24 protein-coding genes are annotated in these 24127 nt (G+C 72.7%); 11 read left to right on the top strand and 13 right to left on the bottom strand.

Features of this window, described 5'->3' with window-relative positions:
- Window positions 1-78: 78 nt before the first annotated feature.
- The gene (locus ACIQUT_RS36025; RefSeq protein ID WP_403569413.1) at window positions 79-876 is read left to right on the top strand and encodes an ABC transporter permease; all 798 of its coding nucleotides are present in this window, start codon (window positions 79-81) and stop codon (window positions 874-876) included.
- 55 nt (window positions 877-931) lie between these two features.
- On the opposite strand, the gene ACIQUT_RS36020 is transcribed toward ACIQUT_RS36025, so the two are convergent.
- The gene (locus ACIQUT_RS36020; RefSeq protein ID WP_403569386.1) at window positions 932-1333 is read right to left on the bottom strand and encodes a RidA family protein; all 402 of its coding nucleotides are present in this window, start codon (window positions 1331-1333) and stop codon (window positions 932-934) included.
- 98 nt (window positions 1334-1431) lie between these two features.
- On the opposite strand from ACIQUT_RS36020, the gene ACIQUT_RS36015 reads away from it, so the two are divergent.
- Complete coding sequence (locus tag ACIQUT_RS36015) at window positions 1432-2406, top strand: helix-turn-helix transcriptional regulator (RefSeq protein ID WP_403569383.1); 975 nt, start codon at window positions 1432-1434, stop codon at window positions 2404-2406.
- Window positions 2407-2547: 141 nt separating this feature from the next.
- Window positions 2548-6174, top strand: coding sequence for a hydantoinase B/oxoprolinase family protein (locus tag ACIQUT_RS36010; protein ID WP_403569381.1), 3627 nt, complete (start codon window positions 2548-2550; stop codon window positions 6172-6174).
- Here ACIQUT_RS36010 and ACIQUT_RS36005 read toward each other — a convergent pair.
- Window positions 6150-8639 carry a PEP/pyruvate-binding domain-containing protein gene (locus ACIQUT_RS36005; protein WP_403569378.1) on the bottom strand — a complete coding sequence of 830 codons (2490 nt, stop codon included), beginning with the start codon at window positions 8637-8639 and terminating at the stop codon, window positions 6150-6152. The genes ACIQUT_RS36010 and ACIQUT_RS36005 overlap by 25 nt on opposite strands.
- A 408-nt stretch (window positions 8640-9047) precedes the next feature.
- Here ACIQUT_RS36005 and ACIQUT_RS36000 point away from each other — a divergent pair, with 408 nt between their 5' ends.
- Window positions 9048-9467, top strand: coding sequence for a CBS domain-containing protein (locus ACIQUT_RS36000; RefSeq protein WP_403569377.1), 420 nt, complete (start codon window positions 9048-9050; stop codon window positions 9465-9467).
- Between the two features lie 66 nt (window positions 9468-9533).
- On the opposite strand, the gene ACIQUT_RS35995 is transcribed toward ACIQUT_RS36000, so the two are convergent.
- Window positions 9534-9905 carry a BON domain-containing protein gene (locus tag ACIQUT_RS35995; protein WP_403569376.1) on the bottom strand — a complete coding sequence of 124 codons (372 nt, stop codon included), beginning with the start codon at window positions 9903-9905 and terminating at the stop codon, window positions 9534-9536.
- A gap of 183 nt (window positions 9906-10088) precedes the next feature.
- Between ACIQUT_RS35995 and ACIQUT_RS35990 the strand changes: the two genes are divergently transcribed.
- Together ACIQUT_RS35990 and ACIQUT_RS35985 are read left to right on the top strand one after the other, a co-directional pair.
- Window positions 10089-10589 (top strand): flavodoxin domain-containing protein, encoded by a 501-nt coding sequence (locus ACIQUT_RS35990; protein WP_403569374.1) that lies wholly within the window; start codon window positions 10089-10091, stop codon window positions 10587-10589.
- Window positions 10590-10634: 45 nt separating this feature from the next.
- Window positions 10635-11234, top strand: a complete 600-nt coding sequence (locus tag ACIQUT_RS35985; protein ID WP_403569372.1) for a hypothetical protein — start codon at window positions 10635-10637, stop codon at window positions 11232-11234.
- Window positions 11235-11280: 46 nt separating this feature from the next.
- Here ACIQUT_RS35985 and ACIQUT_RS35980 read toward each other — a convergent pair whose 3' ends face one another.
- Complete coding sequence (locus ACIQUT_RS35980; protein ID WP_403569370.1) at window positions 11281-11952, bottom strand: CBS domain-containing protein; 672 nt, start codon at window positions 11950-11952, stop codon at window positions 11281-11283.
- A 260-nt stretch (window positions 11953-12212) separates the two neighbouring features.
- Here ACIQUT_RS35980 and ACIQUT_RS35975 point away from each other — a divergent pair, with 260 nt between their 5' ends.
- Entirely contained in the window at window positions 12213-13157 is a 945-nt protein-coding gene (locus ACIQUT_RS35975; protein WP_403569367.1) for a universal stress protein, read from the top strand.
- A complete protein-coding gene (locus ACIQUT_RS35970) occupies window positions 13154-14017 on the top strand; it encodes a universal stress protein (protein ID WP_403569366.1) in 864 nt (287 codons plus the stop codon). Before ACIQUT_RS35975 ends, ACIQUT_RS35970 begins: the two co-directional genes overlap by 4 nt.
- A 209-nt stretch (window positions 14018-14226) precedes the next feature.
- On the opposite strand, the gene ACIQUT_RS35965 is transcribed toward ACIQUT_RS35970, so the two are convergent.
- Window positions 14227-15348 carry a glutamate--cysteine ligase gene (locus ACIQUT_RS35965; protein WP_403569364.1) on the bottom strand — a complete coding sequence of 374 codons (1122 nt, stop codon included), beginning with the start codon at window positions 15346-15348 and terminating at the stop codon, window positions 14227-14229.
- A gap of 779 nt (window positions 15349-16127) precedes the next feature.
- Here ACIQUT_RS35965 and ACIQUT_RS35960 point away from each other — a divergent pair.
- Window positions 16128-17060 carry a SigB/SigF/SigG family RNA polymerase sigma factor gene (locus tag ACIQUT_RS35960; RefSeq protein ID WP_403569362.1) on the top strand — a complete coding sequence of 311 codons (933 nt, stop codon included), beginning with the start codon at window positions 16128-16130 and terminating at the stop codon, window positions 17058-17060.
- A gap of 117 nt (window positions 17061-17177) precedes the next feature.
- Here ACIQUT_RS35960 and ACIQUT_RS35955 read toward each other — a convergent pair whose 3' ends face one another.
- The 3 genes from ACIQUT_RS35955 to ACIQUT_RS35945 all read right to left on the bottom strand — a co-directional run bounded on the left by ACIQUT_RS35955 (window position 17178) and on the right by ACIQUT_RS35945 (window position 18829).
- Window positions 17178-17657: an ATP-binding protein gene (locus tag ACIQUT_RS35955; protein ID WP_403569361.1), complete on the bottom strand. Its 480-nt coding sequence runs from the start codon at window positions 17655-17657 to the stop codon at window positions 17178-17180.
- Between the two features lie 115 nt (window positions 17658-17772).
- Window positions 17773-18165: an STAS domain-containing protein gene (locus ACIQUT_RS35950; RefSeq protein ID WP_403569359.1), complete on the bottom strand. Its 393-nt coding sequence runs from the start codon at window positions 18163-18165 to the stop codon at window positions 17773-17775.
- A 253-nt stretch (window positions 18166-18418) separates the two neighbouring features.
- Window positions 18419-18829: a MarR family transcriptional regulator gene (locus tag ACIQUT_RS35945; RefSeq protein ID WP_403569411.1), complete on the bottom strand. Its 411-nt coding sequence runs from the start codon at window positions 18827-18829 to the stop codon at window positions 18419-18421.
- A gap of 17 nt (window positions 18830-18846) precedes the next feature.
- Between ACIQUT_RS35945 and ACIQUT_RS35940 the strand changes: the two genes are divergently transcribed.
- Window positions 18847-20364 (top strand): MMPL family transporter, encoded by a 1518-nt coding sequence (locus ACIQUT_RS35940; protein WP_403569357.1) that lies wholly within the window; start codon window positions 18847-18849, stop codon window positions 20362-20364.
- On the opposite strand, the gene ACIQUT_RS35935 is transcribed toward ACIQUT_RS35940, so the two are convergent.
- Window positions 20279-20650: an RNA polymerase sigma factor gene (locus ACIQUT_RS35935; RefSeq protein ID WP_403569355.1), complete on the bottom strand. Its 372-nt coding sequence runs from the start codon at window positions 20648-20650 to the stop codon at window positions 20279-20281. The two genes, ACIQUT_RS35940 and ACIQUT_RS35935, sit on opposite strands and share 86 nt — an antisense overlap.
- Here ACIQUT_RS35935 and ACIQUT_RS35930 point away from each other — a divergent pair.
- Window positions 20555-21115, top strand: a complete 561-nt coding sequence (locus ACIQUT_RS35930) for a hypothetical protein (RefSeq protein WP_403569354.1) — start codon at window positions 20555-20557, stop codon at window positions 21113-21115. The genes ACIQUT_RS35935 and ACIQUT_RS35930 overlap by 96 nt on opposite strands.
- A 201-nt stretch (window positions 21116-21316) precedes the next feature.
- Here ACIQUT_RS35930 and ACIQUT_RS35925 read toward each other — a convergent pair whose 3' ends face one another.
- From ACIQUT_RS35925 to ACIQUT_RS35910, 4 genes are all read right to left on the bottom strand, one after another.
- A complete protein-coding gene (locus tag ACIQUT_RS35925; RefSeq protein ID WP_403569352.1) occupies window positions 21317-21754 on the bottom strand; it encodes a hypothetical protein in 438 nt (145 codons plus the stop codon).
- Window positions 21751-22164, bottom strand: a complete 414-nt coding sequence (locus tag ACIQUT_RS35920) for a roadblock/LC7 domain-containing protein (RefSeq protein WP_403569351.1) — start codon at window positions 22162-22164, stop codon at window positions 21751-21753. Before ACIQUT_RS35920 ends, ACIQUT_RS35925 begins: the two co-directional genes overlap by 4 nt.
- Before the next feature lie 134 nt (window positions 22165-22298).
- Window positions 22299-23069: a MarR family transcriptional regulator gene (locus tag ACIQUT_RS35915; RefSeq protein WP_403569349.1), complete on the bottom strand. Its 771-nt coding sequence runs from the start codon at window positions 23067-23069 to the stop codon at window positions 22299-22301.
- Window positions 23070-23423: 354 nt separating this feature from the next.
- A complete protein-coding gene (locus ACIQUT_RS35910) occupies window positions 23424-24068 on the bottom strand; it encodes a CBS domain-containing protein (RefSeq protein ID WP_403569348.1) in 645 nt (214 codons plus the stop codon).
- Window positions 24069-24127: the final 59 nt, after the last annotated feature.

Here is a 24127-nt window from a genome sequence, read left to right as displayed (position 1 = left end):
ACACCCGCTCTCCAGGCTTCAGACGCCGCCGGTACCCCTGGTGTCGCCGACAGCTCCGGCCGTGAGCCGCTGCCCCGCCTGCGGCGTGAACTGCGCGCGGTCCACGCCCTGGTCCACCGCGATCTGCTGCGCCTGTCCGCCCAGCCCACCCACACCGCCCTGATGCTGATCCAGCCGGTGCTCTACCTCTTCATCCTCGGCGGCGGCCTGGCCGTCCTGATCCCCGCCTCCTCGCTGGGCGTCGGCTACCAGACCTACCTCTTCCCCGGCATGCTGATGATGACGGTCCAGACCCCGGCCATCATGGTCGGCATCCGTCTGATCACCGACCGGCAGAGCGGCTACCTGCGCGAGCTCCTGATGGCCCCGGTCAGCCGCTCCACCCTGCTGCTGGGAAGCTGCGCCGGCGGCACCACCGTCGCCGCGGTCCAGGGCGCCGTTCTGCTCGCCCTGGCCGGCGCAGTCGGCCTGCCCTACGATCCGCTCCTGCTGGCGCTGCTCCTCGCCGGCATGATCCTGGCCTCCTTCACCATCACCGCCCTGTCCCTGGCCCTGGCCGTGAGCCTCCACCGGGCCGAGGTGTTCCACATGCTGCTCGGCCTGGTGATGATGCCGCTGCTGTTCCTCTCCGGCGGCTTCTTCCCGCTCGAGAACCTGCCGGGCTGGGCCCACGCGCTGGCCGCCGCCAATCCGCTCGCCTACGGAGTGGACCTCCTCCGCCGCAGCATCACGCTACGGGTACCCGACCAGGCGGCCGTGGCGGGCATCGAATGGTTCGGCCGGCAGCCTCCGCTGCTCCTCGAAGCCGGCGTCCTGCTGACGGCCGGCGCCATCGCCCTGCTCTGGGCCGCCCACCGCTTCAGCCGCCCCGAATGACACCCGGACCGCCACCCGCGCCGGGCCGAACGGCCCGGGCGAGGGCGGCGGCGCGTCAGGTCCGGGCGGCGAGGGCCTCGATCTCGAACAGCACGTCAGGCGCAGCCAGGCTCGCGACACCGATGAGAGTGTGCGTGGGCGGCTTCGTACCCCAGCCCTCCTGCAGGGCCCCGGTGATCGGCCCGAGCTTGCTGATGTCGTGGTTCACCACGTACGTCCTGAGCTGGACGACGTGGCCGAGGTCGAGCCCGTGGGCGGCGAGAGCGACACCGATGTTGTGGAACGTCTGCTTCACCTGCTCGGCGAAGTCGTTGGAGACGACCGCGCCGTCCGGGCCCGATCCGTACTGACCCGCGACAAGCACCAGTTCCGTACCTGCGGCGACGGTGGCGGTGTGGCTGTAGCCGAACGGGACCGGGTCGTGCAAACCGTCCGGATTGACAAAAGCGTGTGCCATGCGGGTCACCTCTCGTGTGTGATCGGCCTGTGTGGTGCCGGTACAGCCTCGCAACACATCACGACATCCTGTGTCGTGTATTCCCGTAGGGTTTTCGTATGCGCGCCGATCGGTTGGTCTCGCTGGTGCTGCTGCTGCGGCAGCACGGTCGGCTGTCCGCGGCCGCGCTGGCCCGCGAGCTGGAGGTATCCACCCGCACCGTGCTGCGCGACATCGAGGCGCTGTCCGCAGCTGGCGTCCCGGTCTACGCCGAACGCGGCCGGCACGGCGGTTTCGAGCTGCTGCCCGGCTTCCAGACCGAGCTCACCGGACTGAACCACGACGAGGCACTCGCCCTGCTGGTCGCCGGATCGCGGCGCGGCGCGCAGGCATTCGGCCTCGGCTCGGCGCTCGCTTCGGCCATGCTCAAGGTGGTTGACGCGCTGCCCGAATGCCATCGGGACATCGCGGCCGGCGCGGCGCAGCGCTTGCTCATCGACCCGGAGACCGACCTCCTCTCGCGCCGGTTGGTTCCCGAGGAGGTGCCCGACACCGCGGTGGCCGAGGTCCGGCGCGCGGTGCTCGCCGGACACAGGCTGCGCATCCACTACGCGGCGGTGGACCAGCCCCCGAAGTGGCGCACGGTGGACCCGATCGGCCTGGTCACCGTACGAGATCAGGGCTACTTGCTGGCCACGAGGTCCGGCGCGGACCGCACCTACCGGCTGTCCCGGATCCTGGCCGCCGAGGAACTCCCCGAACCCGCACAGCGACCGGACCGGGTCGATCTGGACCGGGCCTGGCAGGAACGCAGCACACGGTTTCGGACCGGCGGCGACCAGGTCACCGTGCTGGTACGGCTGGACCCGGCGCGGCGGGAGGACCTGGTGGGCACCGCGCTGGCCGTCCACGCCGAGGAAACCGACGCGGACGGCCGGCTGCGCCTGGAGGTGACCTTCCAGGATCCGAGACACGCCGAATGGGCGCTGTGGCAGCTCGCCACGAGCGCGGAGGCCCTGGCCCCGCAGTGGCTGCGCGACTCCCTCCGCCACCGCGCCGCCGCGATCGCCACCTGCTACGGAATGCCGCTCTGACGCCCGAGCCCGCTGGGCTGCCGGTTTCCGCCCCCGGGTCGCTCGTGCGTGGCAACCCGGCACCCCGCCCCGCAGGGGCCATGCTGGGAACGGACGGCGGCGGCCCGCAGGCACGGAAGGTGCGGGAAGGAGGAGGCGCGCATGCCCTCCGGCACCCGCTCCGGCGTGCAGTTCTGGATCGACCGCGGCGGCACGTTCACGGACGTCGTGGCCCGCATGCCGGACGGGCGCCTGCGAAGCCTCAAGCTCCTCTCCGAGATGCCGGACCGCTACCGGGACGCAGCCGTCGAGGGCATCAGAACCCTCCTCGGACTGGTCCCGGGCGAGCCCATCCCCGCCGGTGCGGTGCACAGCGTGCGCATGGGAACGACCGTGGCGACCAATGCCCTGCTGGAGCGCGCGGGCGAACGCACGCTCCTCGTCATCACCCGCGGCTTCCGCGACGCCCTGCGGATCGGCTACCAGAACCGCCCGCACCTCTTCGCCCGCGAGATCGTGCTGCCCGAGGCCCTGTACGAGCGCGTGGCCGAGGTCGACGAACGGGTCACCGCCGAAGGCGAGGTCCTGCGCCCGCCCGACCTCGATGCCCTCGCCGCCGACCTGAGACGCGCGTACGACGACGGCATCCGCGCGGTGGCCGTGGTCTGCCTGCACAGCGCCCTGCACCCGGCACACGAGCACGCGATCGGGGAGCTCGCCGCCGGCCTCGGGTTCCCCCAGATCTCCCTCTCCTGCGCCACGGGGCGGCTCACCCGGCTCGTCCCGCGCGGTGACACAGCCGTCGTCGACGCGTATCTCTCCCCGGTCCTGGCGCGGTACGTGCGCCGAGTGGCACGGGAGCTCGACGGCATCCGGCTGCTGTTCATGCAGTCCAACGGAGGGCTTGCCGCGGCGGGACACTTCCGCGGCAAGGACGCCGTGCTGTCGGGCCCGGCCGGCGGAATCGTCGGAATGGCCCGGCTGTCCCAGCAGGCCGGCCATGACCGGGTCGTCGGTTTCGACATGGGCGGCACCTCCACCGACGTCTCGCACTTCGCAGGCGAGTTCGAGCGGGTGCAGGTCTCCCAGGTCGCCGGGGTCCGCCTGCAGGCCCCGATGCTGGACATCCACACCGTGGCCGCCGGCGGCGGATCCATCCTGCGCTTCGACGCCGGGCGCTACCGCGTCGGCCCGGACTCCGCCGGCGCACACCCCGGCCCCGCCTGCTACCGGGCCGGCGGCCCGCTGACGGTGACCGACGCCAACGTGATGCTCGGACGCATCTCGCCCGCCCACTTCCCCCGCGTCTTCGGCCCCGGAGGCGACCAGCCGCCGGACGACGCCGTCGTACGGCGCGGGTTCGCCGCGCTGGCGGCCCGTATCCACGAGGCCACCGGCGACCGGCGGACCCCGGAGGAAGTGGCCGAGGGCTTCCTCCAGGTGGCGGTGGCCAACGTGGCCGCCGCCGTCAAACGCATCTCCGTACAGCGCGGACACGACATCCGGGGCTACGCCCTGACGACCTTCGGCGGGGCCGGCGGCCAGCACGCCTGCGCCGTTGCGGACTCGCTCGGCATCCGCACCGTGCTGGTGCCGCCCCTCGCCGGGGTCCTGTCCGCACTCGGCATCGGCCTCGCCGACGTGACGACCGTACGCGAACAATCCGTTGAACTTCCCCTGGACGAAGCGAACATGGCCGCGGTCGGCGCCGCCGCGGACGAACTCGAAGCCGCCGCCCGCGCCGTGCTGCACGACGAGGAGGTTCCCGACGCCTCCGTCCGTGTCACGCGGACCGCCCGGCTGCGCTACGACGGCACCGACACACCGGTCACCGTGCAGCTGGCCGGAGCCACCGCCATGGAAAGGGAGTTCGGCCGGCGCCACCGTGCCCTCTACTCCTTCCTGCTCGACCGGCCCGTCGTCGTCGACTCCCTCTCCGTCGAGGCCCGGGGCCTGACACCGCAGCCCGACCTCCACCACCTCGCGGCCCCCGGGACGGCGTACGGCGACGCACCCGCTCCCGCCACGCGCCTCCACACCGACGGGGCCTGGCGGACCGTCCCGCTCCGCGAGCGCGAGCGGCTGGGGCCGGGCGCGGTGGTCCGCGGACCCGCTGTGATCACCGAGGCGAACGCCACCACCGTCGTGGACGGCGGATGGGAAGCCACCGTCACCGCACTCGGCCACCTGCACATGGAACGGGTCGCCGCCCCCGCCGCCGCGGACGTGGCGACCCGCGCCGACCCCGTCATGCTGGAAATCTTCAACAGCCAGTTCGTCTCCGTCGCCGAGCAGATGGGGGCCCGCCTCGCGGCCACCGCCCAGTCCGTCAACATCAAGGAGCGGCTGGACTTCTCCTGCGCCCTGTTCGACCCGGAGGGCAGCCTCGTCGCCAACGCGCCGCACATCCCGGTCCACCTGGGCTCCATGGGAACCGCCGTCCGGGAGATCGTGAGCCGCCGCGCCGGAACCATGCGTCCGGGCGACGCCTACGCGGTCAACGACCCGTACCACGGCGGCACCCACCTGCCCGACATCACCGTGATCAGCCCGGTGTTCGGGGAGCGCGGCACCGCCCACGAGGACCGCATCCTGTTCTTCGTCGCCTCCCGCGGCCACCACGCGGAGATCGGCGGCCTTGCCCCCGGATCCATGCCGGCCGGCAGCCGCCGCATCGACGAGGAGGGCGTCCTGTTCGACAACTGGCTGCTGGTCCAGGACGGCCGGATGCGCGAGGCCGAGACCCTGGCCCTGCTCGGCGGCGCCCGCCACCCCTCCCGCGCCCCCGCCACCAACCTCGCGGACCTGCGGGCCCAGATCGCCGCCAACGCCAAGGGCGTCGAGGAAGCGGACCGGATGATCCGCCACTTCGGCCTCGACGTGGTGCAGGCGTACATGCGGCACGTCCAGGACAATGCCGAGGACGCGGTCCGCCAGGCCCTGGACACCCTCGCCGACGGGGAGTACCGCTACGAGACCGACTCCGGCGCCGTCATCGCCGTCCGCGTCACCGTGGACCGCGCACAGCGCTCCGCGACCGTCGACTTCACCGGCACCTCGCCCCAACTCGACTCCAACTTCAACGCCCCGACCTCGGTCGTCACGGCCGCCGTGCTCTACGTCTTCCGCACGCTGATCGCCCAGGACATCCCCCTGAACGACGGCTGCCTGCGGCCGCTGCGCATCGTCGCCCCGCCCGGCTCGATGCTCGCCCCCGAACCGCCCGCCGCCATCGTCGCGGGCAACGTCGAGACGTCCCAGGCCGTCACCGGGGCCCTGTACGCCGCCCTCGGCGCCCAGGCGGAGGGCAGCGGCACCATGAACAACGTCACCTTCGGCAACGAACGCCACCAGTACTACGAGACGGTCGCCTCCGGCGCGGGTGCCGGGCCCGGGTTCCACGGGGCCTCGGCGGTGCAGACGCACATGACGAACTCCCGCCTGACCGACCCGGAGGTGCTGGAGCTGCGCCTGCCGGTCCTCGTCGAGGAGTTCTCGGTACGCGCCGCCAGCGGCGGTGCGGGCCGCTGGCACGGCGGCGACGGCGTGGTGCGCCGGATCCGCTTCCGCGAGCCGATGACGGTCAGCGTGCTCTCCGGGCACCGGCGCGTACCGCCGTACGGGATGGCGGGAGGCGAGCCGGGCGCCCTCGGTGCCCACCACGTCGAGCGGGCCGACGGCACCGTCGTACCCATGGCGGGCTGCGACTCGGTGGAGGTGCGCGCCGGGGACGTGTTCGTCCTGCACACCCCCGGTGGCGGTGGCTACGGCCGGAGGACCAGCCCGTGATCGCCGTCGACGAGGACGTTCTGGCCGTCGCTCAGTCGCGTGGTCGCGTCCACGGTGGCCATGACCGCCGGGATGCCGTATTCGCGGGCGACGATCGCGGCGTGGGAGGCCACGCCGCCGGTGTCGGTGACGACGGCCGCCGCCCGGCGGAACAGCGGCGTCCAGGCGGGACTCGTATAGGCGGCGACCAGAACGTCGCCGTTGCGGAGAGCGGCGAATCCGTCCGGACCGCGGACCACGCGGACCGGACCCTCCGCGGTGCCGGCGCTGCCCGGGACTCCGCGCAGCAGAACGTCGGCATGTGCCGGGCCGAGCGGCTGTGCGGGGGCTGGCGGGACGAGCGGTGTCCGGGCGAGGCCGGCGCGTCGTGCCTTGCGACCGGAGGCCCGCTCGCGCAGCCCGGCGGCGGGTCCGGGTGCGGGTGGCCGGCTGCCGATGCCGTCGAGTTCGTCGAGGCGCAGGTGGAAGACGTCCTCCGGCGTGTCGAGCACGCCGGCGGCGACGAGCCGGTGCCCCATCTCCAGCAGCGCCCGCCGCATCGCAGGCAGCGGCAGCATCGCCAGGAACCGCGTGTCGTCGCGGATCTGCTGGAACCAGCGTGCCTGCCGGAGCAGCACACGCACCGCCGACCGGAGCGGTTCCGGCCCCAGGCGGAGCACGGGGTGCCGGAAGAGGGCCTGTTCCGCCTGCTCGGCGGGGTCCGGTCCGGGCGGCGGCGGGTCCTGGGAAGCGAGGCTCTTGAGCAGGCCGAGGACGATGTCCGGCCTGTCGCGCCAGGTCCCCTGCGTGAGCAGCAGCGGTGTCACGGTGTCCCGGTGCCCGTACACGTCGAGGAACGCGTCGAAGCCGGACACAAAGCCGGGAGCCGTCTCCCGCAAGCTCGTGCGCAGTGCCTCGCACAGCTCGTCGGCGGTGCGCCGGGCGAAGGCCTCCGACAGCCCCGTGTCGGCCCGGATCGCGGTCGCCAGGTCCTCCAGCGCGCGGTTCGCGTCGGCGGTCAGGGTGTCCACACCGGCGAGGAGCGCACCGGTGAGCCGGCGCCGCCCCAGCAGGCAGAGCGAGGCGTACAGGACCGCCAGCGCCAGCAGGGTGCGCGGGAAGTAGCGCAGCCGGAGCTCCAGCAGCGGTGCGGCGATCCGCGGCCCCTCCTTCAGCAGGGCCGTGAGCTCCGGCCAGGAACAGCCCGCGACGTCCCGCGCGCGGAGCCCGTCCGCGCGTACGCGCATGGTCTCGATCAGCGGATCGGACCTCCACCGGGCAGGGTCCCGTCGGCGGGCCGCGCGTACGAGACGGACGGGCGCCGTCAGCAGCCGCGGGGTGGGGCGGGGGACCGGCATCTCCACGCGGACGACCACACCGTTGTCCTCGACGAACATCCGGGAGGCCGGGGGATAGGCGACGCCGGTCGCCTCGACGGCCTTGTCCAGCAGTGTGATCAGCGGGCCCAGCCATGCCGTCATGTCGATCGGGTAGGGCCGGACCGGCAGGACCTCGCGGAGCATCGCGCTCACCGTCCGCCGGAAGCGGTCCGGCAGCCCGGCCGGGCCCGTCCGCTCGGGCAGAGCGGTGATCGGGCGGGTCTGGAGGACGTACAGCTCTCCGCCGGCCCAGGCCCACTCGATGTCCTGCGGCCGGCCGAAGTGGCGTTCGATGTCCCTGGCGACACGGACCAGGTGCCGTACCGCCGGGGCGGGCAGGGCCGTGTCGGTCGTACGGGGCCTGTTGACCTGCTCGGTGCCGCCGCCGGGGCGCGACCGCACGAAGGCCTCCCGATGTCCGGCGGTGCGGCGGACCACCTTCGGGCGTCGGGTGTCGACCACGATGTGCTCGGGGGAGACCCGCCCCGAGACCACCGCCTCGCCGAGCCCCGGGCTCGCATCGACGACCAGTGCGTGCCGGTTGCCTGTGACGGGGTCGCAGGTGAACGCCACTCCCGCGAAGTCGGCGTCCACCATGCGCTGCACGACGACCGCCATCCTCACCCGGCCGTGGTCGATGCCGTGCCCGGCGCGGTAGTCGACCGCCCGGTCGGTCCACACCGAAGCCCAGCAGCGGACGACCGCGTCCAGGACGTCCTCCTCCCCGATGACGTTGAGGAAGGTGTCCTGCTGGCCGGCGAACGCCGCCTCCGGCAGATCCTCCGCGGTGGCGCTCGAACGCACCGCCACCGCGCCGCCGAGATCCCGGTACGCGGAGCACACCGCGGCGGCCACATCGTCGGGGAGCCCGGTCCTCACGACGGCCTCGCGGACCGCCCCCGGACCGGCCGTTGCGAGCGGGCCGAGATCGGGCGGCCGGTACGCCGCCGTGGTCACGACGAACCCCGCGGGCACCGGAAAGCCGGCGCGGACCAGCTCCCCGAGGTTCGCGCCCTTCCCGCCCGCGATGTCCGGATCCGTCCGCCCCAGGAGCCCCAGCGCGACGACCAGGTTCGGTGCACTCACCTCCTTCGCCGCACGGTCCATGCACGCGCTCCTTCCCCTGTCGGCGGAGGCCCGTTCCCTTCCGGCGCAGGCCCGTCCGTCCGTCCGCGGACCGTGTGCCGGGCCGGTTCTGCTCAGGGCAGGCCGGCCACAGCGGTCCGGCGATCACGGTGAGTGCGCAGGACGAGAGCGTGGACCCTCGTGCACGGCGCCGGGCACGAGAGCCACACGGTGGTCACCAGGGCCGGTCTCGCGACACACGCCCCACACCCTCGGGATCACGGCGGTCACCTCCCCGGTGCCGAGGCGTCCTTCCTCCCAGTATCGGGAGCCGTCCTCGCCCGAGCGCGGCGGAGCCGCGGCGGTCCGCGCGCCGGATCACCACGCCCGACGCGCGGGACGGGTGCATCCGAAGCCAGACTGGACAGGGGGTGAGCCGAGGAGGCAGACATGAAAACCGCGCGGGAGATCATGCACGCCGGTGCGACGTGCGTGCAGGAAACCGAGACGCTCATGGATGCGGCACGCCGGATGGACGAGCTGGACGTCGGAGCGCTCCCCATCTGTGGCCCGGACGACCGTCTGCACGGAATCATCACCGACCGTGACATCGTCCTCAAGTGCCTGGCCAAGGGGAAGGACCCGAACCACATGACGGCCGGGCAGCTCGCCCAAGGCAAGCCCGTGACGGTCGACGCCGCAGCAGGAGCGGACCAGGTCCTGGCCACCATGCAGGACCACCGCATCCGGCGCGTGCCCGTCATCGCCGAGCACCGCCTCGTCGGCATGATCAGCGAAGCCGATCTCGCCCGGCACCTTTCCGACGAACAGGTGGGCCACTTCGTCGAGGCGATCTGCGCCACCCGGTGATCACCCCGGGGCCCGTGCCGGGAGGCTCCGGTCTTCCGCCGCCCCTGCATGGAGCCGGACTGGAACTCAGGGCTCGGCGGGCCCCTGGAGCCGGCAGCGGACATCGACGACGCCTTCGACGGCGTGGGTGAGGCGTTCGGCCATGGGGATCAGGTCCCGGTCGTTCACCCGGCCGGTCAGGGTGGCGATGCCGTGGGACACGGTGGCCTCGACGGACCCGTGGGAGAGCGGAAAGAGCCGCTCGACGACGCTCTGACGGACCTTGGCGGTCAGGTCTCGTCGGAGCGGAAGAAGACCTTCAGGAGGTCGGCCCGGCTGACGATGCCCGTGCCCCGACACCGTGCCCCGACGGCCATGGGCGGCGGGAGGGCCGCGCGGTGCACACTGCGGGACCGTCCGGCCCACCCCAGCGGACCAGGACGGCCCCGACCGGCGCATGCGACGCGGCCCGTCCGCCCCGGACGGCATCGCCGCCGAAGAGCAGCACGTGGCGGCGGCGAGGAACGCAGGCAAGAGGAGGGCCGAATGGCCCCGGCCGGGAACCGTCCGACCCATGCGGAGCCGCCGCCGGGCGCGTGACAGTGGCATCAGCGCGTACGGCAGGAGACAGGGAGGCCCGTCATGACCGCCAAGAAGGTCCTGGTCGCCTACGGCACGAAGCACGGTGCCACCGCAGGCATCGCCGAGCAGATCGGCAAGACCCTCCGCGAGGACGGCCTCGACGCCGTCGTCCTGCCCGCCAACGACGTCCACGACGTCCGCGACTACGACGCGGTCGTCCTCGGCGGCTCCCTCTACGCCGGACACTGGAGCGGCAAGGCCACACGCTGTGCGGAACGCAACGCCGACTCCCTGCGCCACCGCGCGGTCTGGCTGTTCAGCAGCGGCCCCCTCGACCGCTCCGCCGAGGAGCGGGACATTCCGCCGATCCCCGCCGTCGCCCGGCAGATGCAGCTCATCGGCGCACGCGAGCACAAGACCTTCGGCGGCAGCGTCACGGCCCGCACCCCCGGATTCCTCGCCCGCGCGCTGCTCCACCAGGGCAAGGGCGGGGACTACCGCAACCCCGAACGCATCCGGGGGTGGGCCCACCACATCAGCGCCGAGCTCGCCGCCGCCTGACCGGGGCGGCGGCCCGGCGCTCGCAGGACCATGTGGAGGCGCGCCATGCACCACCGGACGACAGGGGCGCGGGCCAACCCGCTCAGACGGAATGCCGACCGCACCCGCACCCGCCTGCACGTCGCCTTCGCACTGGCCTGCCTGCTGGCCGTGATCTGCGGGATCGCGGTGGGGCGGGCCGTGTGGGCCGACGGCAGCCGCGCCGCTGCGGAGGCCGCCCGCCACCGGCACGCCACGACGGCGACCACGATCGGCGACGCCACCTCCCTGGCCGACGCCCGGCAGCCGGGCAGGGCGCCCCTCACCGTGGCCCCCGCCACCTGGGACTACCCCGCCCACCGCGCGCACACGCAGACCGTTCCCGTCCCGGCCGAAACGCGCAAGGGCGACACCGTCCGCGTGTGGGTGGACGACAGGGGCGACGTGGCCCCCGCCCCGCCGCGCGCCCACGACGTGGCGATGAACGCCGTGGGCGTGGGCACGGCAGCGCTCTGCGGCATCGTGCTCGCGGCCGGAGCCCTGCTCCTCGTACGCCTCCGGATCGTGGACGGGCGCAGCGCCCGGGTTTGGGAAACCGAGTGGGAGGACGTCGAACCCCTCTGGTCCGGCCGCCTCCGCCCCGGCCAGGGGGCCGGCGACGACTGAAACAGCCGCTGCCGGCCCGGCACCTGCCATCACGGGATCCGGCGCGTCACCACTGCATCGTGTGGCGTGGAGGACCGGTGTGAGCGGAGGCCGTGTCGTCGGTGCGGGCGGTGACGTGTGACGCCACGGCGACCACGCCGTCGAGCTGTTCGATGAGGCTGCGGAGTGCGGGCAGTTGACTCCGGCGCTCGATGTGGCCGTCCAGGGTGACGATTCCGTCCACCACGTGTACGTCGACGTCACCGGCCCGCACACCGAGGACGTCCGTGAGGACCTCGTCGGTGACCCGCCGCCGTATCTCGGCATCCGGGCGCAGGAAGGTGCGGAGCAGGTCCCGGCGGGTGACGATGCCGACGAGCCGGTCCTCCACGTCCACGACGGGCAGCCGTTCGATGCCGCGGCGCGTCATCAGCCGGGCGGCGTCAGCCGCCGTCTCCTCGGCGTGGACGGTGACCGCGGGCGCGGACATGACGTCGCCCGCCGCGGGGGCCCGCGCCGGCGTACCGTCCTGCGGATCCAGCCGGGGGGCCGAGGCCGTGCCGGCCGCCAGCAGGTCGGTCTGCGAGACGACGCCCACCACCCGGTCCTCGCCGTCCAGAACGGGGACTCCGGAGATGTCGTACTGGGCGAGGAGCTTCGCGACGTCCTTGAAAGGGGTGTCCGGGGCCACGGAGACGACCGCGTCGGTCATCAGGTCCGCCACCTTGATGTGCTTCATGAGGCCCTCCTGCCGTGCCGGGTCGTGCGGGTCCGACGTCCTGCCGGTACGCCACTCACCCTCCGCCGCCGCCCGCCGGTGATCGAGGGCCGAACGGTCCCGTCCCGGGACCGGAAGGACCCACCTGCTCCGCGGCACCGGCCCGTGCTCGGGCGATGGGGACCTTCGGCCCCGGCGGCGGTCCCGGGCGGCCCTCCTCCCGTGCGGAACCGGGTGTCAGCGTGGGAGTGTCCCCATCGGATTCTCGGTTGGGAGGAGCCGTGGAGAGCACCATCCGTACCCCGGACACCAGCTCGGTCATCGTCGGCGTGGACGGTTCGCAGCCGGCGCGCGACGCTGCCCTGTGGGCTGCCGGGGAGGCCGTACGCCGCGACCGGCCCCTGCACATCGTCCACGGTGCCGACACCGACGGCCGGGCCCTGTACCTGTCGTCGGAGAGCGTCGAGAAGATCCGCGCCGCAGGCCGGGAACTCCTCGACGACACGGCGAAGACCGTGACTTCCGCATACCCCGGCCTGCGTGTGACCACGGAGTTCAGCCACACGGACGCCGTCACCACCCTGCACCGGGTCGGCGGCCTCCACGGCACGATCGTCGTGGGCAACCGCGGCCTGGGCGGTTTCCACTCCCTCATGCTCGGCTCCGTCGGCCTCAAAACGGCGGCCGGTGCCAGGACCCCGGTCATCGTGGTCCGCGGCATCGGCGACGCGGAGGAGTGCGACACCCCGGAGGGGCGCGGCATCGCGGACGAGCGCGGCACCGTCCTCGCGGCCGTCCGCGACGAGGACGACCTCGTCTGCGCCCTGTACGCGGCACAAGAGGCCGGACTGCGCAAGGCGTCCGTGCGGCTGCTCCACGTGTGGAATGTGATCCAGTCCACCGGTAGCGTCGTCACCATGCTCGACGACGTCGACGAGATCGCGGGGCAGCACGTCGAGGCCCTGAACGCCGTCACGGAGGCCGTCCGCGACGAGTTCCCCGACCTGGCCGTACAGGCCGACGCGGAGAGGAGCACCTCCGTGGCCGGGGTCCTGGTCGAGGCGTCCCGCCACGCCGACCTGCTGGTCATGGGCGGCCGCCGGGCACCGGCGACGCTCGGACTCGGCCGCAACCTGGGCAGGGCCACGCACAGCGTCCTGCACCACGCCCACTGCCCCGTACTCCTCATCCCCCGCGCGGGAGCCGACTCCGGGAGCCGGACATGACCGGCCCCCGGGAAGGCGCCCGTGGCATCATCGTCGGGATCGACCCGGTGAGGGCGTGGCACCTGCCCGTGGCCTGGGCGGCCGACGAGGCGTACCGGCGCCGGCTCCCGCTGCGGCTGGTGCTCGCCATGCCGCCCCGGCACGACAGCCGGCACGTCGAAGACACCCCGCGGCAGGCCGCCCTGCGACGGGAAGGGACCGAAAGGCTCGAACAGGCGCGCGACTGGGTCCGGGAACGGCATCCGGAGGTGGCCGTCGACATCGACCTGCGCAGCGGCCACCCCGCCCCCGTCGTCGCCGGGGCGGCCCTGCACGCGCGCATGGTCGTGCTCGGCTCCCGGCACCTCAGCCGGGCCGCGGAGGTGTTCAACGCCGGATCCCTCGTGGTCCCCGTGACCGCCCAGGCCCCCTGCCCGGTCGTCGTCGTGGGGGACGCCGAGCACATCACCCGGCAGCCGCCGGACATCGTCGTCGGCATCGACGGCAGCGCCTCCTCCGCCGCAGCCGCCGGTTTCGCCTTCGACGAGGCCGACCTGCGCCGTGCGGCCGTACGGGCCGTCTCCGTCTGGCAGCCGCCGCTCTTCCTGCTGCACGACGAGGAAGTCGCGCTCCAGGCCCAGCGGGCCCTGCTGGCCGAGACCACCGCGGGGCTGTCGGAGAGGTACCCGGACGTGCGCCTCACCCACGAGGTGCTGGTCGGCCACCCGGTCGAGGAGCTGGCCCGGGCGGCCGAGCACGCCCTGGCCGTCGTCGTGGGCCGCCGCGGCCGTGGCGGCTATACCGGCATGCGGCTCGGATCCGTCGTGCACGGCCTGCTGCACCGGGCACACTGCCCGGTGATCACCGTTCCGAACGTGTGAAACCGCCATGACCGGCCGCGCCGTCGACGAACTGCCGGGCCGTACCCGGCCCTGCCCGGGCTGACCGGGCCGTCGCCGCGCTCTCCGCTCCAGCGCCGACTCGCCTCGCTGCTGCCGCACGGCGGTCGAACCGCAGCCGGGCACGCCCCGGAGCCGATTCGGCATCGGGCGTCGGGGCACGCCGAGGTGGGGGCCGTCGCCGGGGAACGTCAGCCGGTCCCGCACGTCGTGATCCGCGCGCACTCGCGGACGACGGCCGCCAAAGACCCCTTCGAGCGCAGCAGCTCCCGCTGGACGCGCGCCCCGTTGCCGCGCTCCACGAGCTCGGCGATCCCGGCCCGGACCAGGCCCACGTCACCGGCGTCGGCCAGGGCCGGCCCGACATGTCGGCACAGCGCGTCCAGCGCGGCCACCGGCGCGGTCGGCAGCATCGACACCGGATTCAGCACGGGCCCGTCGAGGCCCGACCGGGCGGCCTGCCAATGGGCCAGCCGCAACAGGCCGGTGCTGATCCGGGCCGGCGGTTCGCCTGCCCGCCAGGAGCGGGCCGCCGTCTCGACGAGCCCTCGCACCAGGGCGGCCAGGAGGACGGGCGTCGTCGCGTGGAGGCAGACATCCGCCACCCTGACCTCCACCGTCGGATAGGAGGCGGACAGCCGAGCGTCGAAGTAGATTATCGCCTTGTCACGCAGCACGCCCGACTCGACCATGGCCCCTACCTCGGCGTGATAGCTGTCGGCGGACCCGAAGACGTCGGTGGGGCCCGCGGAGGGGAGCCGGTTCCACACCCGGCTGCGATATGCGGCGTACGCAGTGTCCTTGCCCTGCCAGAACGGCGAGTTCGCGCTCATCGCGGTGAGCACGGCCAGCCAGGGGCGGATACGGTCCAGGACCGCGACGCCCTCCTCGTCCGACTCCACGGACACGTGGACGTGACAGCCGCAGGTGAGCTGCTCCTGAGCGGTCAGGCCGAATTGCCGTGCCACCCACTCGTAGCGGCGTCCCGGCGACATCGAGGGCCTGACCGGGAGCGGTGAGGTGGCCAAGGCGGCGACGACCGCCCCGGCTGCTGCCGCGTGCCGTGCCGCCTCCGAGCGACGGCGGACGATCTCGTCCTGAAGCTCGCCCATCTCCGTCACCGGAGAGGTGGCGAACTCGACCTGCTCCTCCTGGAGCTCCGACTCCAACGCGTGGTCGTCGCCGCGCGGATCGGACGCGGGTCCTGCAGCGGCCCGGTCCGCCGCGGCGAGCACCACGCTCGACACGGCCAGCGGTTCGCCCGTGTCCGCGGCCGCCAGCAGCAGTTCCTCTTCCACACCCACGCTGCGCATACGTCCGTCCGTTCTGTCAGCCCGTCATCCGGGACCGCTTGCCGTCTTCCGTCCTCGTGCACGGTCTCGGCCCCGGCGCACCGTCGACCACCGGAAGTGCGGGTTCCAGGACACCAGCCGGGGCGGCCCCGGTGGCCGAGGCGCGTCCGGGGAACGGCCGTGTGGCGCCGGGCGACCAGCGGTATCAGCGGCTGCTGCTGCCGGCAGGTCGGGTGGTGAGGCCGAGCAGCCGAGGGAGGGGCACGGTCAAGGCGTAGCCAGGCCTGGCGCCGTGCTGCCCCGCACGATGTGGTGGCGCTCGCCCGGCAGGGGCAGGCCGGGCAGAGGCCGACTGCGTCATGGCTACCACGCGACCCTGACGGTGATCAGCATTACGAGACCTCCTGGGAGAGGGCGTCGCCTTTCCGGCCGGTCGGCGGTTGGTCCGGCCGGGGGAGGGAAGGGACGCGCATCGAGTGGGGACGCCCTTCGCCTGCCCCCGAAAGTCACGCACGGGCACCCGCACGCAGCCTCGACTCAACATGGCCGAAAGCGGTCTGCCGTTCCTCGCGATGCCGCACCGCCCGCCCCGGGCCGTCTTGCCGGGTCGGCCGGACCACAGCGCAACTCCGGCGCGGCGGGGCGGACGCGGGCACCGTGCGCGCCACCGCTCGGCGACCGGCCCTCCGTGGCCTGAACCGGACTGCAGGACAACCGAAAAGGAATCCTGAGCGCGTAAGGACGCGGATGCGGGGCAGGGGCGCGGAAAGCCGTCCGCCGTCAGCAGAAGGGGCCTCACCATGCTTCGCTCCGCAGTAGTTGCCGCGTCCGTACACCCGGCCGGCCTCGCCGAGGCGGTGCCGGAAGCGGACTTCGGAGCCCAGGAAGCAGCAGGCGCCCTCGACGTGCTGCCGCCGAACACCCAGCCGCGGGAGTTGGCCCCGGCCGACGCCAGGGAGCTGTCGAAGGTCTTCCTCGTGCGGCTCCGCTCGCTGGAGGAGGGCACGCGCGAGTACCAGTACGTGCGCGGCACGCTCATCGAGATGAACATCTCCCTGGTCCGCTACGCGGCGCGGCGCTTCCGCAACCGGACCGCCCAGGCCCGGGGGGAGCTGGACGACATCGTGCAGGTCGGCACGATCGGGCTGATCAAGGCCATCGACCGGTTCGATCCGGACCGGGGCGTCGAATTCACCACGCTTGCCCTTCCGTTCATCGTGGGCGAGATCAAACGGTACTTCCGCGACACCACTTGGGCGGTCCACGTGCCGCGGCGGCTCCAGGAGCTGCGCGCCGACATCGCCAAGAGCCAGGAGGCGCTGTGTGACCTCCTCGGCCGGGCTCCGACCGTGGCCGAGATCGCCGACGACCTCGGCATCGGGGAGGAGGAGGTGATCGAGGGCATGGTCGCGGCGAACGGCTATGCGTCGGAGTCCCTCGATGCCGCAGTGGACGCCGACGCGCAGCCCGGCTCCGTCCGTCCGGGCTGTCGGACGCTCGCCGACACGCTCGGCGAGACCGACCCCGCCATGGAGCTCTTCGAGGACTTCACCACCCTGGCCCCGCTGCTCGCCCGCCTCGACGAGCGCGACCGGCGGATACTGGCCATGCGGTTCGGCAGGGAGATGACCCAAGCCGAGATCGGCGCCGAGCTCGGCCTATCGCAGATGCAGGTCTCCCGCCTGCTGTCGCGGACCCTGGCCCGCCTCCGCGAGGGCATGCTCGCGTCCTGACCGCCACGCCCGCCCGGCCGTCCGGGCGCGGCGTGAGCGCGGGCCGTGGCGGTCAGGACACGAGCATGCCCCGATGCCGCCGCCGGCGGCCGGGCGACCTGCCGGCCGCCGGCAGGCCTATCGGCCGGGTGCCGGGCCGGCGATGTCGAACTCCGCCCAGACGGTCTTGCCCCGCCCGTGCCGCTCTGCGCCCCAGCGGTCGGAGCTCCGCCTGACGATGAACAGGCCGTGCCCGCCGGGCTGGGCCGGCTGGTGGGGGCGGCGCGGCGCGGGCAGGGAGGCGCTGCCGTCGCTGACCTCGATGCGCAGCCGGGACCCGGCGGCGTCGAGGACCAGTTCCAGGGGTCCGCCAGCGTGCAGCATGGCGTTGGCCACGAGCTCGGCCACGACGAGGACGATGTCCTCCGTGACCTGCTGGTCCACCCCGTATGCGACCGTGGACCAGGACCAGTCGTCGAGCGCCTGCGCGGTGAACGCCCGGGCACGGGCCACCGGAGTGGGCAGCCCGGCCAGCAGCAGGCACCGTCGTCGGCCGTCCGGCGGGAGCGTACTCCCGCCGGGGCTGCCGTCATCCAGGGTGCCCGGGCTGGTCGTCATGTGCGGGTACCCTCCAGTGTCGGCGTGACGTCGTGGACCGCGCAATGCGGTTCGTCCGGTCGAATGCCCCGGCGCGCTCGGTTTATGCCCTTCCGCAGCGGGACGTACGGGCCGCTCATACCACGAGGGCCGCGTCGACCGATTCGTGGATGGAGAAGACAGCCTGCGCACCCGTGAGTTGGAGAACGCGCATCACCGGCGGGGCGACCGCGGCGAGCCGGAAGCCGATTCCCGCCTCCAGGGCCGCCGCACGTGTCTTGAGCAGCAGGTTCAAGCCGGACGAATCGCAGAACCCGACCCGTTCGAGGTCGATCACGAGCACGGGCGGGCCCTGCCCGACCAGGTCGGACAGTGACTCCTCCGCTGGTGCGAGGGTCTCGATGTCGAGGTCTCCGGCGACACGGCAGACCGCCCCACGCGTGTCTGTGCGGTGGACCTGCACCGTGAGCGGTGGCTCCTGCGGGTGCCCGGCGGTCACGCCGGCTCCCCGCTCGTTCTCGGCCGGCATGGGCATCGTCCTTCCAAAGAGTGCCGTTCGACCTTACGCAAGCAGTCCCCGTACGGCCACCCCCCGGCGCGGCAGGGGGTGCGTCATGGCGTGCGGGGCTGCACGTTCCTGCCTTCTCCGCATCGGACGAACACGCCGTCGAGGCACGTGTCGTCGTCCGTGTCCGCCCGGCTGCAGCGCAGGAGGTGGTCCAAGTGGCCCTCCAGGTGGCCCGGGCCGCTAGCGGCCGCACCGCGAGGACGGGCCGCCACAGCTAGCGCCGTACGAGGGCGAGCTGGTGGTTCAACTCGCTCAGGAAGCGCACCACCACGTGCAGTTCGTCGCGGGTGAACCGGCCGAGTGCGGCGTCGGTTCCCACCGCCAGGGGCCGGAAGTACTCGCGAGCCGCTGCCCGTCCGGCGCGGGCGTAGTGAACGTGGACGACGCGGCGATCGTCGGCCGCCCTGACCCGGCGCACGTGACCGGCACTCTCCAGGCGGTCCAGGCAGGCGGTCACGGCTCCGGAGGTGAGGTTCATCTGCTCTCGCAGTCGGCCCGGGGTCATGGGGCCGACATCGTCGTCCTGCTCGGCATCGAGGACCGCGATGAGCGCTTGGACGTCGGTGAGGTGCAGACCCTGCGACCGGGCGAACTCCTGGGCGATCCGGTTGAACTCGGCGTTCATCCGGCGCAGCAGCACGGGTGATCATCATCGGGGCCGTGTTCGCCCTCGGCCTGGCCTGCGCGGTGGTCTATGCCTTGGCCGATCGCGGCCTCGTGCGGGTCGACGGACAGGTCCAGGGGATCTTGTCCATTCTGGTGATCGGCGCCGCGACCGACTACGCCCTGCTGCTGGCCGCACGGTTCCGGGAGGAACTCGCTGCCCGTGGCGACCGCATCACCGCGGCCGCGGCGGCCGTGCGCCGGTCGGCGGGCGCCATCGTCGCCAGTGCCGCAACCGTCGCGCCGGGCCTTCTCGCGCTCCTCGCGAGCGATCTGACGAACAATCAGGCACTGGGCCCGGTCGGCGCGATCGGCATTGCCTGCGCGGTGCTGAGCACCCTGACGTTCCTGCCGGCCGTACTGGCCCTGCTCGGCCGCGCCGCCTACTGGCCGGCCGCACCGAAGCCGGCCGACACCACCGCTGAGGGCCACACGGTGTGGCGCCGCATCGCCGGTGTGATCGATCGTGCGCCTCGGCGGGTGTGGGCCTCCAGCACGCTCCTGCTCCTGGCCTTCGCCGCCTTCTTCCCGGCCCTGTCCTCCAAAGGCGTGCCCCTCGACGAGATCTTCGTCAACGATCCGCCGTCCGTCGCCGCACAGCAGACCCTCGGCAGGCACTTCCCCGGCGGCTCCGGCCAGCCGGCGGTGATCATCACCGACGCGGGCAAGACAGCCGAGGTCCAGGCGGCCGCCGAGAAGACCGAAGGGGTCGCCGTGGCCCTCACCGCCACCTCCTCGGGGCGGCCGGGTGCGGGCGAGCCGCTGGTCGTGGACGGCCGTGTCCGCATCGACGCCACCCTCCAGGCGGCCGCGGACAGCGACGCGGCCAAGGAAACCGTCGAGCGGCTGCGCAACCGCCTGCACGCGATCCCCGGAGCCGACGCCATCGTCGGCGGCCACACCGCCCAGCAGTACGACACCCAGCAGACCGCCGCCCGCGACCGCACCGTCATCGTGCCCGTCGTCCTCGGCATCATCCTGCTGATCCTCATCCTGCTCCTGCGCGCCCTGCTGGTACCGGTGCTCCTGGTCGCCACCGTCGCCCTCAACTTCGTGGCCACCCTCGGCGTCTCGGCCCTCGTCTTCGACCACCTTCTGGGCTTCAGCGGCACCGACGCCTCCGTCCCGCTGTACGGATTCGTGTTCCTCGTCGCCCTCGGCGTCGACTACAACATCTTCCTCATGTCCCGAGTCCGCGAGGAAACCCTCGGCCACGGCGTCCGCCAGGGCGTGCTGCGGGGCCTGACCACCACGGGCGGCGTCATCACCTCCGCCGGCGTCGTCCTGGCAGCCACCTTCGCCGCCCTGATGGTGATCCCCCTGGCCTTCCTCGTCCAGATCGCCTTCATCGTCGCCTTCGGCGTCCTCCTCGACACCCTCGTCGTCCGCTCCCTCCTCGTCCCCGCCCTCGTCATCGACATCGGCCCCCGCAGCTGGTGGCCCAGCCGGCTCGCCCGACACACCGAAACCGCCGCCGCGCCTGCCGACACACCCTGAGCAGCGCAACACCCCCGCGGCACGCCCCGCTACGCCCTGCGGCTTTGGAGGCGCAGTACGCGCTGCTGTGCGCATCCGCGGCGGCGGGTTCGGGGACGCTGTCCAACGGCAGAGGTCGAGGCCGGTGACGCATGGTGTTGAGGCATCGGTTCGTGACGATGCGGTACATCCAGGTGCCGAGTGAGGCGCCGTGACGGAATTCCGGCAGCCGCCGCCAGGCGCTGAGGAAAGCGTCCTGAACGGCATTCTCGGCGTCCGCCCGGTTGCCGACCAGATGCCGGGCCAAGGCGATCAGGCGACTGCTGTGCCGGCGGACCAGGACGGCAAAGGCGTCTTCATCCCCTTCGGAAGCCCGGACGGCCGGCACATCGTCGTCCGGGTCGAGGAGATCGCAGGGATGGCCACCCGCGAGGTTCCGGGCATCCACAGCCTCGGCTCCGGCATGGCCCGCACCCGCGGTGCGGTGACGGACAAGGTCCCCGGCGGCCGCCCAGCGTGTGCGCGCTCGCCCGCGGCGGTCGCCTCGGGGGCGTACGACCGCTCCCACGTGCCGACACTCTCCGCGCCGCAGTTCAGCGCGCTGCACAAGCGGGTACGCGACGACTTCACCTTCCGGCGTCGGGGAACTGCCGGGCTTCCGCTCCGGCGCGCTGCGCGCGACGGTCTCCCGGACCGCATCTGCCCGGCACAGCCGACCTCACGCCGCAGCGGAACCGCAGACAGCAGCGCCCGAAGGGGGGTTCGCTCATGAAGCAGGTCGTGCGGGAGGGCCCGGGCGGGGCCAGGGACTGCCGCCGGCCGGGGGAGCTCGCGCGCCGTCCGCCGCCGGGCCGGGCGGCGGACGGCGCGCGCGAGCGGGAGGCGGTCGTCAGGTTTACGGGCGCAGGAGCACTCATGGGCGGAGTGTCACCCAGCACCCTGCTCGGCGCGCACGTACAGGCAAGGGGCCGCCTTACAACTGCCCTTGGTCCTTCAGGACTCGGCGGGCCTGGGCGAAGAGCATGCCCACGTTCACCGACTTGCGGCACACGACGACGGCCACGACCTCGTCGGTGCTGTCCACCCTGAGGAAGAGATGCGTGAGGTTGTCGCTGTTGACAAGGATCTCCTGGAAGTAGTGCCGGTCGCTGACGACCCCGCGGCGCTCCTTGAAGATCCCTTCGATCATCAGCACGTTGCGGCCCTGGAAGAGGTCGAGGGTGGCCGCCGCCAGCATGTCGAGCACCTCCGGCGGATGCGAGTCGACGGTCTCCACCGACAGCAGCATTCCGGTGGACATGTCGATGACTCCGGCGGCCACACAGTCCGGCACCTCGGTGCGCAAGGCCTTGACAAGGCTTGTGACCCGCCCCGCCATGGTCTGCGTTCCGCGCGCTTCCGACCCGCTCATCGTGCTCCTTCTTCGGTTCCGTCGGTCTGCCCCGCTGCTGCGTCGCCAGGGGCGGCTGCGTCGGCGGAGGGTTTGGTGAGCAAGGTGGTGATGCGTTGTGCGGAGGCCTGCGCCTCGGTGTGCAGGCGGGCGATGTCCATGCCCGCGTCACCGAGTACCCCGATCAAGGCCATGTCACCGAGGGTGTGGGTGACGAGGTAGCCGTCGGTGAACCGGGACACGGTGTGGTGGAGCAGGCCCCTGCTCGTCATGGAGCCGGCCCGGCGGGCGATGTTGAGGGTGGCCGCGGTGAGGGCGGCCAGACTCTCGGGTTCGGCGGTGTCGTCGGTCTCCGCCGTGATCAGCAGGCCGTCGACGGAAGCCACCACGACGTCGGTGACGCCGACGACCCGGTCCCTCAGTGTCCTCACCTCTGCTACCAGCTGGGCTTTCCTGGTTGTCACTGCTCTCCTGTCGTGTTCGTTCTTCTGTGGGTGCCGCCGACTGCGCTCGGCAGTGTTCGCCGCGGGACCGGCAGGCCCCGATCAGCGGCCGTCGGATGACGTCAGAGACCGGCCGCCGGCCTGAGCGGCAGGATGTCGGTGATGCCGCTCGCCCCGGGCAGACGGCGCGGCAGGTTGCCCGCGACGGTGGCAGGCCTGACGGGGGAGTCCTTGAACCGGGCGGGTACCACCGCCTCGACCAGCCCCTCGCCCAGCAGCCGGGAGACCTCCACTGCCACGGCGTACAGGCTCCGGCCGAGGAGGAACGCGATGTCCCGGGCGCTGCGTCGGCCGTTGACCCGGAGCAGGATCTCCCGACGCTCACCGGCGGCCGTGGCGTCCAGCGACGTGGTGCCGGCGTCGGTCCGGCCCAGCCGGGTGCGGAAGGGCGAGAAGGGACGCCGACGCGAGGCGAGAGCCCGGATCCGCCGTTCCGCCTCCTGTACCAGCCAGTCGGGTTCGATGGCCTGGAGGGCGGCCAGCCGGCAGTCGCGCGTGTCCTGTTCCAGGCTGAAGCCGTCGATCCGGCCCATTCCGACGGCGAGGGCGCCGTCCAGCGCGGCTGCCGTGCATATCAGCTGCAATTCCGCGGCGCCGACCAGTTCCCGGGCGACGAGCTCGGCTCCGATGAGACGTTCCGCGGGGCAGGACCTGGCCGCGGAGGCCCAGTCCGCCTCACTGACGCGTCCGGACCGCAGGAGGAGGGTCTCCGCCCCGGGGGCACCCGGGGAGACCACCTCGACGATCGCGCCGCCCCTGAGGTGGAACGATCCACCGGGATCTCCGGCCACCAGCAGCGTTCCGGAGATCCGGCCCAGTGGCGCCTCGGTCAAGGTCCTGGCGAGTTCCAGTCCCCTCACCCGTGAGGGTTCCCTGGGGGTCGGTACATCGATTTCTGGCATGCCCCTGCAATCGGCCGCGCTTTCCGTGGATGCCCCGCAACTGGCATCCGCATGCGTCAGTCCGGGAAGTGATGGTCAGCCTAAAGGGTTAGTTTCCGCCAGGCTGCTGACCGCCCGTTTATTTTCGACAAGTGAACTTTCGCGAGTTATTGCATTCGTTTTTGTTTCGTATGTTCCTGCTTCGATCGGAGGGCCTCCCCGACCCTCGAAGCGGCGGACCAGCACCATCTGACGCGGCGACTCCTCCGGAACGATGGCCCTCGTGTCGGGCGGAGCCGTGTGCGCCTATGCTGCGGCCGAGGCCGCCCCGTCGAGTTCCAGGCGGACGTCGACGACACCCTCGATGGCGCGGACGGCACGGGCCAGGAGCGGCACCAGAGCGCGGTCGTGCAGCGGTCCCCGGAGGGTGACGACACCGTCTTGCACGGAGCAGTCCAGGGACACACCCGGCGCGAGTTCGGCCAGCACGGCCCGGCGAATCTCCTCCTCCAGCTCCCCGTCCGGGCGCAGGAAGACTTTCAGCAGGTCACTGCGGCTGACGACGCCCTCCAGCATGCCGACCTCATTCACCACCGGCAGGCGCTTGACGCGCATGCGGGCCATGATGCGGGCCGCCTCCGCGAGGGTGGCATCCGGGTGAACGGTGACCGCCGGGCTCGACATCAGGTCTTCGGCGAGCACGCCACCCGCCTTGGAGGCTTCCTCCAGTTGGTCCGGCAGGAGGGGCTCCTCGCGGCGGAACGCCTCCTTGGGCAGCAGGTCGGCCTCGGAGACCACCCCGACGACGCGGCCCTCACCTTCCAGCACGGGGAGCGCACTCACCTTCCACTCGTGCATCAGCTCGACGATCTCCTTGTACGACGCTTCGCGGCCGATGGCGATGGCGGTGTGTGTCATGACGTCACTGACGGTGTAGCGAGATGCGGGCATGACCGGCTCCTTCGCCCGTGTTCGGTCATGGCTCCTGCCCGCCGCCCTGGGGGGCGTGC

Origin of the sequence: Streptomyces sp. NPDC090445, assembly GCF_044769385.1 — a bacterium.
Lineage (GTDB): Bacteria > Actinomycetota > Actinomycetes > Streptomycetales > Streptomycetaceae > Streptomyces.
Note: the sequence above shows the minus strand (reverse complement) of the source record. Positions and strands in the feature narration are given on the sequence as shown.

Excerpts from the sequence above, each read along its gene's own strand:
- ACIQUT_RS36015 (WP_403569383.1), top strand. The coding sequence starts at position 1,432 with ATGCGCGCCGATCGGTTGGTCTCGCTGGTGCTGCTGCTGCGGCAGCAC.
- ACIQUT_RS35985 (WP_403569372.1), top strand. The coding sequence starts at position 10,635 with ATGCACCACCGGACGACAGGGGCGCGGGCCAACCCGCTCAGACGGAAT.
- ACIQUT_RS35970 (WP_403569366.1), top strand. The coding sequence starts at position 13,154 with ATGACCGGCCCCCGGGAAGGCGCCCGTGGCATCATCGTCGGGATCGAC.
- ACIQUT_RS36020 (WP_403569386.1), bottom strand. The coding sequence starts at position 1,333 with ATGGCACACGCTTTTGTCAATCCGGACGGTTTGCACGACCCGGTCCCG.
- ACIQUT_RS36005 (WP_403569378.1), bottom strand. The coding sequence starts at position 8,639 with ATGGACCGTGCGGCGAAGGAGGTGAGTGCACCGAACCTGGTCGTCGCG.
- ACIQUT_RS35980 (WP_403569370.1), bottom strand. The coding sequence starts at position 11,952 with ATGAAGCACATCAAGGTGGCGGACCTGATGACCGACGCGGTCGTCTCC.
- ACIQUT_RS36000 (WP_403569377.1), top strand. The coding sequence starts at position 9,048 with ATGAAAACCGCGCGGGAGATCATGCACGCCGGTGCGACGTGCGTGCAG.
- ACIQUT_RS35950 (WP_403569359.1), bottom strand. The coding sequence starts at position 18,165 with ATGCCGGCCGAGAACGAGCGGGGAGCCGGCGTGACCGCCGGGCACCCG.
- ACIQUT_RS35925 (WP_403569352.1), bottom strand. The coding sequence starts at position 21,754 with ATGAGCGGGTCGGAAGCGCGCGGAACGCAGACCATGGCGGGGCGGGTC.
- ACIQUT_RS35990 (WP_403569374.1), top strand. The coding sequence starts at position 10,089 with ATGACCGCCAAGAAGGTCCTGGTCGCCTACGGCACGAAGCACGGTGCC.
- ACIQUT_RS35955 (WP_403569361.1), bottom strand. The coding sequence starts at position 17,657 with ATGACGACCAGCCCGGGCACCCTGGATGACGGCAGCCCCGGCGGGAGT.
- ACIQUT_RS35910 (WP_403569348.1), bottom strand. The coding sequence starts at position 24,068 with ATGCCCGCATCTCGCTACACCGTCAGTGACGTCATGACACACACCGCC.
- ACIQUT_RS35995 (WP_403569376.1), bottom strand. The coding sequence starts at position 9,905 with ATGCGCCGGTCGGGGCCGTCCTGGTCCGCTGGGGTGGGCCGGACGGTC.
- ACIQUT_RS36010 (WP_403569381.1), top strand. The coding sequence starts at position 2,548 with ATGCCCTCCGGCACCCGCTCCGGCGTGCAGTTCTGGATCGACCGCGGC.
- ACIQUT_RS35965 (WP_403569364.1), bottom strand. The coding sequence starts at position 15,348 with ATGCGCAGCGTGGGTGTGGAAGAGGAACTGCTGCTGGCGGCCGCGGAC.
- ACIQUT_RS35960 (WP_403569362.1), top strand. The coding sequence starts at position 16,128 with ATGCTTCGCTCCGCAGTAGTTGCCGCGTCCGTACACCCGGCCGGCCTC.
- ACIQUT_RS35945 (WP_403569411.1), bottom strand. The coding sequence starts at position 18,829 with ATGAACGCCGAGTTCAACCGGATCGCCCAGGAGTTCGCCCGGTCGCAG.